This window comes from Nocardioides sp. Root190 (assembly GCF_001428565.1).
In the GTDB taxonomy this organism is placed as follows: Bacteria; Actinomycetota; Actinomycetes; order Propionibacteriales; family Nocardioidaceae; genus Nocardioides.
In genome coordinates this window covers 68,633-81,831 of the sequence record NZ_LMIA01000008.1, presented here as the reverse complement: position 1 = coordinate 81,831, position 13,199 = coordinate 68,633, and the positions used below count along the sequence as shown (strand labels likewise).

The 13,199-nt window shown below is 69.6% G+C and carries 13 protein-coding genes; 6 read left to right on the top strand and 7 right to left on the bottom strand.

Going from position 1 to position 13,199, the window contains the following annotated elements; translation table 11 throughout:
* Positions 1-18 precede the first annotated feature (18 nt).
* From ASE01_RS06815 to ASE01_RS24335, 3 genes are read right to left on the bottom strand one after another with little or no spacing between them, the layout of a single operon-like run.
* The gene (locus ASE01_RS06815; RefSeq protein WP_056749443.1) at positions 19-1,212 is read right to left on the bottom strand and encodes a hypothetical protein; all 1,194 of its coding nucleotides are present in this window, start codon (positions 1,210-1,212) and stop codon (positions 19-21) included.
* A 14-nt stretch (positions 1,213-1,226) separates the two neighbouring features.
* Positions 1,227-1,886, bottom strand: coding sequence for a CatB-related O-acetyltransferase (locus ASE01_RS25495; protein WP_056749442.1), 660 nt, complete (start codon positions 1,884-1,886; stop codon positions 1,227-1,229).
* A 14-nt stretch (positions 1,887-1,900) separates the two neighbouring features.
* On the bottom strand, positions 1,901-3,124 hold the full coding sequence (locus ASE01_RS24335; protein WP_056749441.1) for a hypothetical protein: 1,224 nt from the start codon (positions 3,122-3,124) through the stop codon (positions 1,901-1,903).
* 227 nt (positions 3,125-3,351) lie between these two features.
* Here ASE01_RS24335 and ASE01_RS06800 point away from each other — a divergent pair, with 227 nt between their 5' ends.
* The 4 genes from ASE01_RS06800 to ASE01_RS06785 are packed head-to-tail and all read left to right on the top strand — an operon-like array spanning position 3,352 to position 7,014.
* Entirely contained in the window at positions 3,352-4,332 is a 981-nt protein-coding gene (locus ASE01_RS06800) for an NAD-dependent epimerase/dehydratase family protein (protein WP_056749440.1), read from the top strand.
* A 16-nt stretch (positions 4,333-4,348) separates the two neighbouring features.
* Positions 4,349-5,539 carry a glycosyltransferase family 4 protein gene (locus ASE01_RS06795; RefSeq protein ID WP_056749439.1) on the top strand — a complete coding sequence of 397 codons (1,191 nt, stop codon included), beginning with the start codon at positions 4,349-4,351 and terminating at the stop codon, positions 5,537-5,539.
* Positions 5,536-6,282: a hypothetical protein gene (locus ASE01_RS06790; protein ID WP_056749438.1), complete on the top strand. Its 747-nt coding sequence runs from the start codon at positions 5,536-5,538 to the stop codon at positions 6,280-6,282. The genes ASE01_RS06795 and ASE01_RS06790 overlap by 4 nt, the downstream gene beginning before the upstream one ends.
* Positions 6,283-6,285: 3 nt before the next feature.
* The gene (locus ASE01_RS06785) at positions 6,286-7,014 is read left to right on the top strand and encodes a sugar transferase (RefSeq protein WP_056749437.1); all 729 of its coding nucleotides are present in this window, start codon (positions 6,286-6,288) and stop codon (positions 7,012-7,014) included.
* A 78-nt stretch (positions 7,015-7,092) separates the two neighbouring features.
* Here ASE01_RS06785 and ASE01_RS06780 read toward each other — a convergent pair whose 3' ends face one another.
* The 3 genes from ASE01_RS06780 to ASE01_RS06770 all read right to left on the bottom strand — a co-directional run bounded on the left by ASE01_RS06780 (position 7,093) and on the right by ASE01_RS06770 (position 9,736).
* Positions 7,093-8,028 carry a UDP-glucuronic acid decarboxylase family protein gene (locus ASE01_RS06780; protein WP_056749436.1) on the bottom strand — a complete coding sequence of 312 codons (936 nt, stop codon included), beginning with the start codon at positions 8,026-8,028 and terminating at the stop codon, positions 7,093-7,095.
* A gap of 1 nt (position 8,029) precedes the next feature.
* Complete coding sequence (locus ASE01_RS06775) at positions 8,030-9,385, bottom strand: O-antigen ligase family protein (protein WP_157537143.1); 1,356 nt, start codon at positions 9,383-9,385, stop codon at positions 8,030-8,032.
* An 81-nt stretch (positions 9,386-9,466) separates the two neighbouring features.
* Positions 9,467-9,736 (bottom strand): MoaD/ThiS family protein, encoded by a 270-nt coding sequence (locus ASE01_RS06770; RefSeq protein ID WP_056750045.1) that lies wholly within the window; start codon positions 9,734-9,736, stop codon positions 9,467-9,469.
* Positions 9,737-9,873: 137 nt separating this feature from the next.
* Between ASE01_RS06770 and ASE01_RS06765 the strand changes: the two genes are divergently transcribed.
* Positions 9,874-10,614 (top strand): response regulator transcription factor, encoded by a 741-nt coding sequence (locus ASE01_RS06765; protein ID WP_056749434.1) that lies wholly within the window; start codon positions 9,874-9,876, stop codon positions 10,612-10,614.
* A 28-nt stretch (positions 10,615-10,642) separates the two neighbouring features.
* Here the strand turns inward: ASE01_RS06765 and ASE01_RS06760 are convergent, their stop codons facing one another.
* Entirely contained in the window at positions 10,643-12,199 is a 1,557-nt protein-coding gene (locus ASE01_RS06760; RefSeq protein WP_056749433.1) for an FMN-binding glutamate synthase family protein, read from the bottom strand.
* Between the two features lie 109 nt (positions 12,200-12,308).
* Between ASE01_RS06760 and mshD the strand changes: the two genes are divergently transcribed.
* Positions 12,309-13,196: a mycothiol synthase gene (gene mshD / locus ASE01_RS06755; protein WP_056749432.1), complete on the top strand. Its 888-nt coding sequence runs from the start codon at positions 12,309-12,311 to the stop codon at positions 13,194-13,196.
* The last annotated feature ends 3 nt before the right edge of the window (positions 13,197-13,199 follow it).

Below are 13,199 nucleotides of genomic sequence, written 5' to 3'. Positions count from 1 at the left end.
CGATTGGCCGGACGTCGTTCAGCCCCACATGCCGCTGCCACGACCCACCACCTTCGAACGCACACCCGAGACGATGGCGGGGAATCGGTCCTTGATGTGCCCGAACTCCTCGGGCAGGGCCATCCGCGCGCTCTTGACGGCGTCGCCGGCCATCTCGCGGCTGACCGTGCTCCAGGCGCGATGCCGCCAGGCGTCGTACGCCTCGGCATGCTCGGGCAGGAACGGTGAGGGCGGCCGGTCGCCGGCCTTGGCCTGGACCCGCCACGCGCGGCGGAGGCGCCGGGTGATCCGGCGTCCACGGGTGTCGTGGTGATAGCGGTACGACGGAGCCGGGGGCAGGGCCTGCTCGTGCCGGATGACGGCGGCGGCGTACTCGCGGCACAGCCCGACGACCTCGGGGGTCTCGGCGGCGGCGTTCTCGCTCTCGAGCTCGCGGCGAGCGGAGAGCTCGTCGGGACGGCTCGTGTCGAAGGCGTGGAAGTGGAACAGGCGGAGCCGTTCGTCGGTGCTCGCGATGAGGAGCCCGTCCTCGTCCAGGCCGATCGGACGCTCGTGGAGGTTCAGCACCCCGACGTTGTAGCCGGCATGACGCAGGCTCCGGGCCTGGAACAGGTCCGCGCCGATGTCCATCCACTTCTGGTCGACGAACAGGCCGCTCAGGTAGTCGAACAGGCAGTCCCACTCCAGCCGCGCCCACCACCAGTCGAGCGCGGGCAGTGCACGGCGGTCGAAGCCGCAGAAGCCGAGGTTGAAGACACCGACGGTCAGCAGGTGTCCCTCGTTGACCGGCGCGTCGGCCGGCAGCGGGTGCAGGAAGTGGGGCGTCAGCACGATGCCGCCCGCACTCGCGCTCAGCTCTCCCGCGAGCTCCTCCATCGGCGAGCTCACCCAGGTGTCCGGGTCGAGGTAGAAGACCTGCTCGGCGTCGGCCAGGAGGCGACGGAACAGGAGCGGCTTGATCGCGGTCGCGAACTCGACGAGGTCGTAGTAGGTCGCCAGGGCCAGCACGTCCTCCCTGGCCAGGCCGAGGAAGTCGGTGCCGATGATCCGCACGCCGGGGAGGTCGGGCAGCTGGTGGTCCGCGCCGTGCTCCGCGTCGATCAGCAGCACGACGAGCTCGGCGTCGTGGTGACGCTGGACGCTCTCCGCGAGAGCGAGGGCCTTGGGGAGGTAGTTCGTGGCCAGGACGGTGCAGTAGGTCGTGGTGGGCATGTGGGGGTCCGTCCTCACCGCTCGGCGGAGGTGGCGCTCGGGGCGCGCGGCCCGAAGCGCTCACGGGCGTAGGCGATGAAGCGGTCGATGTCGTCGCTGACGATGTAGTCGAGGGAGTCGATCACGTCCTCCTTCGACCAGTCCCACCACTTGATCTCCTGGAGCGCCTCGATCTGCTCGGGGGTGGCGCGGTACCTGATGACCCGCGCCGGGTTGCCTCCGACGATGGCGTACGGCGGGACGTCCTTGGTGATGTTGGCGTTCGACCCGATCAGGGCACCGTCGCCGATCGTCACGCCGCTGCGCACGAAGACGCGCTGGTTGATGATCACGTCGTTGCCGATGACGGTGTCGGAGCCCGGCTCCGGGTTGCCGTCCTCACCGGCTCCCGGCAGGCCCCAGTTGATCCGGAAGGGGTACTGCGACACGTGGTTGATCGGGTGCTGGCCGCCCAGCATGATCAGCGCGGTCTCGGAGAGCGAGCAGTACTTCCCGATCGTCAGCTTCGACTCGTCGTGGTCGTAGATGTTGACGATGGGGACGCCGTACGTGTGCTCCCCGACCGTGATCCGTCCGGCCTTCACCAGTCGACGGAATTGGGGCAGGTTGCCGCCGATCAACGAGTCCAGAACTCGACGAATCGTGTACTTCAGCCAGCGGAGGAAGAGAGGCACGTGAACCTTCCAGGTCAGGGGGTCGAGCGGACAGTATCCCGGGAGACATGGGTGCGCAGGGCGGTCCACCAGATCGCTGCGGCCATCGCGTTTCCGGCGGCCACCCCCCAGCAGGCTCCCAGCGCGCCGTCCCAGACGGCGCCGACGATGCCGACGGCGAAGATGAGGACGGTGCTGATCAGGTCGATGCGGACGGTGGTGTTGATCGCCTTGCGTCCCAGGAGGTAGGACCGCGGTCCGACGATCAGCGCCAGGCACAGGATCTGCAGGCAGGCCGGCGCGAGCAGCTCCTTCGCCGCGTCCCAGGTGTCGGACAGGATCGCGCGGCCGACCCAGTCGGGCATCAGCAGGAGGATCGCGATGTTGACCAGGCCGACGACCAGGGCGACCGTCGAGGTACGACGCCGGTGTCGGCGCGCCGTCACCGCCTCCTGCTCGTTGGAGACCTCCGAGACCCCCGCGGCGACGGCGGCGGTCTGGAACGTCATGTAGGGGCGGATCAGGATCAGCACTCCCCGCACGGCACCGAGCGCGCGGGCGCCGGCCATCGCGGCGACGACGACCAGGAAGGCCATCGAGACGCCCTGCAGCGCGGTGAACGACAGCAGGAAGCGCCACGAGTAGGACCACCGCTCCCGCAGCCAGGTCGCTCCACCGCGGGTCGGCGGTCCGTGCTGCGCGAACACGAGCAGCGCGGCGGCCGAGCCGCTCCCGGCCCAGGCCAGCAGGAACCAGGTGAGGGTCGTGCGGTCGGTGACGATCACCGCGACCATCGCTGCGACGAGCAGGACGAGCCACACGGTGTCGAGGGTGAGCGAGCGCACCGGGCGTTGGGTGGCGAAGCCGAGGTAGCGGCCGAGGTCGTGGACGAGGAGGCCGGGCAGCCCGGCGGCGAGGATCAACAGCTCCCGGGCCAGTGGCAGGTCCACCGCGTGAAGGACGGCGGCGATGACGACCAGGACTGCTGACAGTCCGAGGGCGATCATCAGCACCGCGGCGACCGGTTGCCCCGGGCGTTCGCGGGCATCGTCGGGGTGCACCATCACCGGATCGCCGATCAGCGAGCGGGACACGCCCATGGCCGCGGCGACGATGACGAGGAGCAGTCCGAAGTAGCCGAACGCCTCGACCCCGAGCAGGTGGGCGGACAGCAACGCCACGCCGAGGTTCGACAGCCCCGACATGATCTGGTCGAGGGTGATGACACTGAGCCGTCGGCCCGCGCCCTCCGTGCTCACTCGTTCTCCTCTCGGCATCGACACCCCCGGGACATCGCCGACCCGACAACCCGGGATAGTAACGACAGTGGGGAGGCCGAGGTTCCGGCCCTCCGTCACGAAGATCGGTCCGGACGGGATCGTCCGAACTCAGGACCGCGTGACCCTGTTCATGTTGTACTCGTTGGGAGTACGACGTCGGGGGGCGTTGTCTACATTCGAAGCCGTACTTATGAGGAGATGACACGATGAACGCGCCCGTGGACGTCCTGGTCGCCGGTGGCGGCGGATTCATCGGAGGCCACCTGGTCGCCGATCTGCTTGCCCAGGGCAAGACCGTCCGCTCCGTCGACGTCAAGCCGATCGAGGAGTGGTACCAGGTCCACCCGGACGCGCAGAACAGCGTCGCCGACCTCTCCCTCCTGACCGATGCCGAGACCGCCACCGAAGGTGCCCGCGAGGTCTACATGCTCGCCGCCGACATGGGTGGCATGGGCTTCATCGAGAACAACAAGGCCCTGTGCATGCTGACGGTGCTGACCAGCACCCACATGCTCCAGGCGGCGCAGAAGTTCGACGTCGAGCGCTACTTCTACTCCTCGTCCGCCTGTGTGTACGCCGCGGACAAGCAGACCGACCCGTCGGTGACCGCCCTCAAGGAGTCCGACGCCTACCCGGCGATGCCGGAGGACGGCTACGGCTGGGAGAAGCTCTTCAGCGAGCGGATGGCGCGCCACTTCCGCGAGGACTACGACCTCACCACCCGGATGGCCCGCTACCACAACGTCTACGGGCCCGAGGGCACCTGGACGGGCGGTCGCGAGAAGGCTCCCGCTGCGGTGTGCCGCAAGATCGCCGAGGCGGTCATCTCCGGCAAGCACGAGCTCGAGATCTGGGGCGACGGCGAGCAGACCCGCTCCTTCATGTACATCGACGACTGCGTGAAGGGCTCGCAGATGATCCTCGCGAGCGATCACCTCGAGCCGATCAACCTCGGTTCGGCCGAGCTGGTCTCCATCAACCAGCTCTACACGATCGTCGAGGAGATCGCGGGCATCAAGTGCGAGCGGAAGTACGACCTCACCGCTCCGCAGGGCGTGCGCGGTCGCAACTCCGACAACACCGAGATCAACGAGGTCTTCGGCTGGGAGCCGTCGATCACCCTCGCCGACGGCCTGGCCAAGACCTATGCCTGGGTCTTCGACCAGGTCAAGCGTGCCCAGGGCTGAGGACCGCCGAGCAACTGTGCGCATTCTCGTCCACGACTACGCGGGCCACCCGTTCCAGGTCGAGCTGAGCCGCGAGCTGGCCCGGCGCGGCCACGAGGTGACCCATTCCTTCTGCCCCGGCTGGACCTCGGGCAAGGGACAACTGGTCGCCGAGCCCGGCGAGACGCTCGTGTTCGACCCCGTGGGTCCGACCGAGCCGATCGCCAAGGACCGCTTCGCCCGGCGGGTGCTCGTCGAGGCTCGGGTCGGCTGGGAGCTGCTGCGCCAGGTCCGTCGTACCCGTGCCCAGACCGCGATGCTGTCCAACGCACAGATCCCCACCCTGGTGGTGTTCGCGCTGGGCATGGCCCTGCTGCGCCGCCCGTGGGTGCTCTGGCACCAGGACGTCTACGCGATCGCGGTGAAGTCCTTCGCCGGCGACAAGCTCGGCCGCAAGTTCCGCGCCGTGGCCGGCGTCTTCGCCGTCGCCGAGCGATGGGTCTCACGCCGGTCCGCTGCCATCGTGGTCATCGCCCCCTCCTTCGTGCCTGTCCACGAGGAGTGGGGAACCGCCCACAAGACGACGGTGATCCCGAACTGGGCGCCGCTCGACGAGATCCGCCCGGTCGAGCGCAAGAACGACTGGGCCGCCGAGCACGAGCTGGACGACACCTCGACGCTGCTCTACTCGGGCACGCTGGGCCTCAAGCACAACCCGACCCTCCTCGTGGGCCTCGCGCGCCGCGTGATCGACGCCGGCCGGCCGATGCGCCTGGTCGTGGTCAACGAGGGCCCTGCCGTCGAGGTGATCCGCGCCGAGGCGGAGCGGCTCGACGTCCCGGTGACCCTCCTGCCCTTCCAGCCCTACGAGCGGCTCTCGGAGGTGCTCGGCACCGGCGACATCCTCGTGGTGCTCCTCGAGCAGCAGGCCGGTGCCTTCTCGGTGCCGTCCAAGACATTGTCCTACCTCTGCGCAGGACGCCCTGTCCTGGGCATGATGCCGTCGGAGAACCTCGCCTCGGCCCTGGTCAACCGCGCCGGCGGCCTCGTGGTCCCGCCCACCGAGGACTCGCTGGACCAGGCAGCCGCCTGGGCCGCCGAGATGTTGGGCAACGCCGAGACCCGCGACGAGCTCGGCGAGGCCTCCCGTGACCTGGCCGAGGAGGAGTTCGCCCTCACCGGCTGCGCCGACCGCTTCGAGACGATCCTCCGGGCAGCCAGCCGATGACGGCCACCGTCCTGATCGGGCCCCGCACGCGTCTGGGCCGCGAGGTGCTGCGCCGGACCAAGGGCACCGACGTCCTGGCGCTGGCCCGCCACGCCGAGGACGCTGCGCTGGTCAGCGCCCTGCCCGAGCTCGGGGCCGCCGCGGTGGCCGACGGTTCCTCGACGGACCTCCGTGCCTGCGTCGCCGGCCTCGGCACCGGCCCGGTCCGGGTCGTCGTGGCCGCCCTCGGCCCGGTCCACCCCGAGACGCCCCGCGCCGCCGTCGACGCACCGGCGGTGCTGCGTGACCTCGCCTTCGTCGAACAGGTGCTCGACGCGGGCCGACCCGTCCGGGTCGTCCTGGTCTCCACCGTGCTCGCCCTCGCCCCGGGCGAGGACCGTCGCTACTACGGCGGCTGGAAGGCGGTCGTCGAGCAGCAGCTCCAGCAACTCGTCGACGACCGTACGGCGGCGGGCGGCGACGCCTCGCTGTCCGTGGTGTACCCCGGGCGGCTGCTCGACGCGGCCGAGCGGAAGGGCCGCCTGAAGCTCCACACGAGCTATTCGACGCTGGCCCGGATCGTCCTGACGAAGCTCGACGGAGCCCCTTCGGGACGTCCCGTCGGAATCGACAGCAGATTTTGGTTGTTGGTGAACAGTATCTCTTTAGCACTCCGATCGTTGACGCCTTCAACGAGACGATCGATTCCGCCGCCCCCCAGCATTGGCGTGAACGGTCCTGGACATTCCGGGGAAAGTGGGTAGTCAATGCGAACGAAGCGCGCATTCGACCTGTTCGTCGCCATTGCGGCAGGCATCGTGTGGGTACCGGTGCTGCTCGGCTCGGCCCTCATGGTCCTCGTGATGTCCGGCCGGCCGGTGTTCTACCGGTCGAACCGGTGGGTCCGCACGGGCACGATGGTCCGCACCATCAAGTTCCGCACGATGGTGAAGAACGCCGACAAGCTCGTCAACCGGACCACCGTCCCGGTCGAGGGCGTCCGGTTCCTCAACATCCCGCCGGACTCGCCGCTCTACACCCGTCCCGGCCGGATCCTCGAGGCCCTCGGCCTCACCGAGATCCCGCAGCTGATCCACGTGCTGCGCGGCGAGATGAGCATCGTCGGCAACCGGCCGCTGCCCGACAACGTCATGAGCTGCCTGCGCGCCGAGTACTCCTACGCCGACGACCGGTTCCTGACCTCGGCCGGGCTCACCGGTCCGGTCCAGCTCGTCGGGCGTGACTCGCTCTCCGACTCCGAGCGCCTGCGGATCGAGGGCGCGTACTGCCACGCCGTCGTCCACGGCTACCGCCTCCGCCTGGACTTCACGGTCCTGCTGTCCACCGTGCTGATCGTGGCCCACATCAAGGCCCCGCTGGACTACCAGGGCGTCATGGACCTCATCGACCGCCACACGCGGCCGACCCGGGTTCGTCGCACCGGCGGCACGGTGTCGGTCGTCGAGGACGCGCTGACCCAGTCGGACGTCGCCTGACGCATCCGCTCGACGTACGACGACCAATGGCCGCCCCGAGGGGCGGCCGTTGTCGTTGGAGCGTGACCTCCAGGAGGCTCAGCGAGCCAGCCGGTGGCGGAAGTAGTCGATGGTCTCGCGCAGACCGTCCTCCAGGGCGACGGACGGCTCCCAGTCGAGCTCCTTGCGCGCCATGCTGATGTCGGGGCGACGCTGCCGCGGGTCGTCGGAGGGCAGCGGACGGTACTCGATCTTCGAGGTGCCGCCGACCAGCCGGATGACGGCCTCGGCCAGCTCCAGCATGGTGTTCTCGGTCGGGTTGCCGACGTTGACCGGACCGGTGAACTCGGGCGGGCTCTCCATCAGCCGCCACATGCCCTCGATCAGGTCGTCGACGTAGCAGAAGCTGCGGGTCTGCTGGCCGTCGCCGTAGATCGTGATCGGCTCGCCGCGCAGCGCCTGCACGATGAAGTTGCTGACCACGCGACCGTCGTCGGGATCCATCCGCGGACCGTAGGTGTTGAAGATCCGCATGACCTTGATCTCGAGGTCGTGCTGGCGCCAGTAGTCGAAGAAGAGCGTCTCGGCTGCCCGCTTGCCCTCGTCGTAGCAGCTGCGGATGCCGATCGGGTTGACCTTGCCCCAGTACTCCTCCACCTGCGGGTGGACCTCGGGGTCGCCGTACACCTCGCTGGTGCTGGCCTGGAGGATCCGGGCCCGGACCCGCTTGGCGAGCCCGAGCATGTTGATCGCGCCGTGCACGCTCGTCTTGGTCGTCTGGACCGGGTCACGCTGGTAGTGGATCGGCGACGCCGGGCAGGCGAGGTTGTAGATCCGGTCCACCTCGACGTACAGGGGGAACGTCACGTCGTGCCGCATCAGCTCGAAGTGGTGGTTGCCGAGCAGGCCGGCGATGTTGTCCTTGGTGCCCGTGTAGTAGTTGTCGACGCAGAGGACGTCGTGGCCCTCGGCGATCAGCCGGTCGCAGAGGTGGGAGCCGAGGAAACCGGCACCTCCAGTCACCAGAACGCGCATGTCAGGTCCTCGCCGTCGTCGTCGTGAGTGCGGCCGTCTCTTCGGCCGCCGGTTCCTTGTCGTCGTCCTCCGAGAGACTGCCCGCCCAGCAGATCGCAGCCAGGCACATCGGCACCCAGAGCGTGCGGTCGTACAGGCTGGGGATCAGCAGACCCCAGCCGAGGTAGGCCCAGATCGTGTAGCAGAGCCGGCGGTGCGGCGAGTCCCCGAAGAGCGGCCGGGCGAGTGCGAAGAGCACGAGGAGGAAGCCGACGAGACCGAAGATCCCGATCCCGACGGCCACCTCGAGCATGTTGTTGTGGATGTCGAAGAGGTCGATCAGGCCGTCGCCGAAGAACGGACTGGCCCAGAACCGGTCCCAGGCGGTCTCCAGACCGGCGGAACGGGCGGTGTCGGACCCCGACGACGTGCCGCCGCCGAGCAACCGGTCGATCGCTGAGGTGTTACCGGTGATGTCGAGCAGGAAGGGCGCAGCCGCGACCACGAGGGCGCCGCCGAGGGCGTACAGGAAGCCGGTGATCGCTGAACGCTCCACGATCGGGATCATCACGACCATCACCGCGACGACCAGCGTCGCACCACGGCTGCCGCTGAGCAGGACCGAGACCCCGACGACGCCCGCGGCACCCATGGTGATGGTGCGGGCCAGCCAGGTCCGGTGCTCGAAGAAGAGGTAGATCAGCAACGCGATGGCCATGATCCCGGCCTCGGCGAAGTAGTTGGGGTGGTTCGTCATGCCGAAATGACGGCCGCCGGTGATCTTGCCGGTCGCGATCCCGCCCGCCCAGCTGCCCAGGTGGCCGACGACGTAGGTCCAGGCCAGCAGCTGGATCACCCGAGGCGAGGGGCGCCACAGCAGCACCGCGACCGGCAGCGCGGTCATCACGACCAGCCAGAACGCCAGGGCGATGAAGCTCTCGAGCGATCGGTCGGACAGGACGGTGGCGATCATCCCGAAGGAGAACACGACGATGATGCCGATGACGTAGGGCAGCGGGACCCGCAGCTTGCCCTTGAACATGACGGGGAGCAGCAGGGCGAACCCGAGCACCAGGAGACCGTCGGTCGGCGTCACCGGGTCCGCCGCCGGGAGCAGGCCCTTGTACGACGGCGCGGTGGCGAAGGCGCCCATCAGCGTGATGACGCCGACGCGGGTCGCGCCCAGGGTGGCGAGCAGGGTGAGGTAGACCGCCACGCCGACCGCGGCGATCGACTCGATCACGCCTCCGGTCGTGGCCAGCAGCACCAGAGCGGCGGCGAGCAGCATCACGACCAGGGTCACGACCGCCGACGAACCGGGAGGCGCAGCGCCGCCGGTGACCCCTCTCGCGGGGCGCGCGGTGGTTTCGCTCGGCACTGCTCTCCTCTGCACGGACGGCCACAGCCGTCATCGAGGACGGCCCCGACGGAGTCTAGAGGGTCACCACTCCGGGTGTGTTCAACCTCCGGCGAATGGCGGAAGGAACTCGACGGTGTCACCCGGCTCGACCAGCACGGAGCCCGGGTCCGAGGAGGACACCGGGCGGTCGCCGATGACCACCGAGCAGACCTTGATCACGTCGGCGAGGCGGTCGCTCTCGGGGTGGCGCCGGACCAGGTCGGCACGCAGGTCGGCCAGCGTGACCGGCCCCGGGACGTCGACGTCCTCCTCGGCCACTCCGGCCGCAGATCTTGCGGCCGCCCAGTAGTGGACCCGGATGACCTGCATCTCATTCACCACCGGTTTCCTTCCCTGTTGCACCGTTGTTTCGGTATCCTTCCCTACAGGGAAACCGGCCGGGGCCCAGCGTTGCGTTTCGGTCTCGACACGGCGTTCGCCACGCGGCGCCAGTGAGGAGACCACGAGTGAGCACTCTTCTGCTCCTGACCAGCGCACTGCAGCCTTCGGCAGAGGTCCTGCCCGGGCTCGCCCTGCTGGGTCACCACGTCAAGATCCTCCCCGCGGAGGGCAGCGCCCTCCTGGAGGCGCCGGAGTCCGACCTCCTGCTCGTCGACGGTCGTCACGACCTGGCGAGCTCGCGCGACCTGTGCCGCCTGATCCGCACCACCGGGACCGACGTCCCCGTCATCCTCGTCGCCACCGAGGGCGGCCTCGCCGTCGTCAACCACGACTGGGGCATGGACGACGTCGTGCTCCACACGTGCGGCCCGGCCGAGCTCGAGGCGCGGATCAAGCTGGCGATCGGCCGGCTCGCCGCCGCCCGCGACGCAGCCGACCCCGAGGCGCACGTCATCCGCTCGGGCGAGGTCGTCGTCGACGACGCGACCTACACCGCGAAGGTCGGTGGCCGGGTCCTCGACCTCACCTTCAAGGAGTTCGAGCTCCTCAAGTTCCTCGCCCAGCACCCGGGTCGCGTGTTCAGCCGCCAGCAGCTGCTGCAGGAGGTGTGGGGCTACGACTACTTCGGAGGCACCCGCACCGTCGACGTCCACGTGCGCCGCCTGCGCGCCAAGCTCGGTCCCGAGAACGAGACGCTGATCGGAACCGTGCGCAACGTCGGCTACCGGTTCGTGCTGCCGTCCAAGGACGCCGCCGCCGAGGCCGACGCCGCGCGGGTCGGCGAGCGGAGCTCGCTCGACGCCTGAGGTCGCGCGGTCTCCCGGCGCGCGGGCGTCAGCGACCCTCGGTCTGCTCGCCCCGCTCGTCGAAGTGGTCGCTCGGGTGCATCAGGCGCAGGATCTCGGCCTGCAGGTCCGGGCCGAGCTCGCCCCACCCGTCCTTGTAGCCGTAGACGGACGCGAGCGAGCGGGCGTCGTAGTCGCCCCTGAAGATGTCGACGTCGCCGCAGGTGATCAGCGCGGGGTGCGCGACGCCGACCGCGGCGGAGACCCGGGTCAGCTCCTTGCGGAGGGTGCGCAGGTAGACGGCGCAGCGATCCGCCTTGGAGACCGGGTCGAGGCCGTGCACGAGCCAGGGGTTCTGGGTGGCGACGCCGGTCGGGCAGTGGTCGGTGTGGCACTTCTGCGCCTGGATGCACCCGATCGACATCATCACCTCGCGCGCCACGTTGATCATGTCGGCGCCCAGCGCGAACGCGACCACGGCGTTGTCGGGCAGGCCGAGCTTGGCCGAGCCGATGAACGTCACCTGGTCGGTCAGCCCCAGCTCGGCGAACGTGCCGTAGACCCGCGAGAAGCCCATCCGGTACGGCAGCGAGACCGAGTCGGCGAAGATCAACGGCGCCGCACCGGTGCCGCCCTCCCCGCCGTCCAGGGTGATGAAGTCGACGCCCCGCGCCCCCGGTGACATCAACCGGGCCAGCTCCTCCCAGAAGTCCATGGCGCCCACGGCTGACTTGATGCCGACGGGCAGACCGGTCTCCTCGGCCAGCATCTCGACGAAGTCGAGCATCGAGTCCACGTCGTGGAAGGCGGTGTGCCGCGAGGGCGAGGAGCAGTCCTTGCCCTCGGGAATGCCGCGGATCTCGGCGATCTCCCGCGTCACCTTCGGCGCCGGGAGCAGCCCACCCAGGCCCGGCTTGGCTCCCTGGCTGAGCTTGATCTCGAGGGCGCTGACCGGCGCGGAGGCGATCATCTCCTTGAGCCGGGGAAGCGAGAAGTTGCCGTGCTCGTCGCGGCAGCCGAAGTAGGCGGTGCCGATCTGGACGACGAGGTCGGCGCCGTTGCGGTGGTACGGCGAGATCGCACCCTCGCCGGTGTTGTGCAGGCAGCCCGCGGCGGCGGCTCCCTTGTTGATCGCGGTGATTGCGTTCGACGAGAGCGATCCGAAGCTCATCGCCGACACGTTGACGACCGACGCGGGCCGGAACGCCTTGCGCCGTCCGCGCGGCCCGCCGAGGATCTTGGCGCTCGGCAAGGTCCAGTTGTGGTCCTGGTCGCTCGGCAGCGTGTCCGCGAAGGTCCGCTGCTTGATGTAGGCGTGCCCCTGCGTGTGCTCGACGTCCAGGTCGGTCCCGAACCCGAAGTAGCTGTTCTGCTCCTTGCTGGAGGCGTAGATCCAGGTGCGCTGGTCACGGCTGAAGGGCCGCTCCTCGTCGTTGCCGGTGACGATGTACTGGCGCAGCTCGGGTCCGACCCTCTCGAGGAGGTACCTCGCGTGGCCCAGGACCGGGAAGTTCCTCTGGAGCGCGTGCTTCTTCTGGACGAGGTCACGCACGGCGACCGCCCCGAGGGCCGCAGCCGCCCCACCCACCGCGTGGCTGAGTTTCATGAGGCCAGTCCTACAGCGTCGTCGCGTCACGTGTAAACGGCGGGGCGGGGACTCCCGCTGGCCGCAGGGTGGGGGCGATGGCCCGGAGCGCCCGCGATAGCGTCGAGGCGTGTCCACCGCGGAGTTCCTGACCGGCGGCGATGCCCTCGAACGGATCGAGGACGTCGCCCGAGCGGCACGTGAGCACGACGGTGCCGACCCGCTCGACGAGGCCGTCCGGCTACGGCTGCGACACCACGGCCTCGACGACACCGACGCCTGGGTCACGGCGGACGGATTCGCCCTGCGCCGCGGCACCGACCTGGACGTCGTGGTCGCCCCGGCCGCACGGGGACGCGGTCTCGGAGGTCGGCTCGCGGCCCTGGCCGGCGCCGAGGCGGGCGAGCTCGCCGCCTGGTCCCACGGGGACCTCCCCGCGGCCCGGGCCATCGCTGCCCGTCTCGACTTCTCCCGCGCCCGGGAGCTGTGGGTGATGAGGCGCCCGACCGTGCAGCCGCTTCCCGCCACCGAGGTGCCGAACGGCGTACTCCTGCGCGACTTCGGGGAGGGCGACGCGGACGCGCTCCTCGAGGTCAACGCAGCTGCCTTCGCCCACCACCCCGAGCAGGGTGGCCTCGACGCCGTCGGTCTGGCCGAGCGCAGGGCCGAGCCGTGGTTCGACCCGGCGGGTCTGCTGATGGCCGTCGACAGTGACGGGGCACTCCTCGGTTTCCACTGGACCAAGCAGCACGACGCACACACCGGCGAGGTCTACGTGCTCGGCATCAGCCCGGCGGCGCAGGGGCGCGGTCTGGGCAAGGTGCTGACCATCGCCGGTCTCCACCACCTCGCCTCGCGCGGCGTCGCGGAGGTGCTGTTGTACGTCGAGGCCGACAACACCGCGGCGCGTCGGCTGTACGCCGGCCTCGGGTTCGGGCACGCTCCGCAGGACACCCACGTGCAGTACCGGCGTGCGGAGGTTCTGGAACAATCCCCGAAACCCGCCACGCCTGAGTAGATT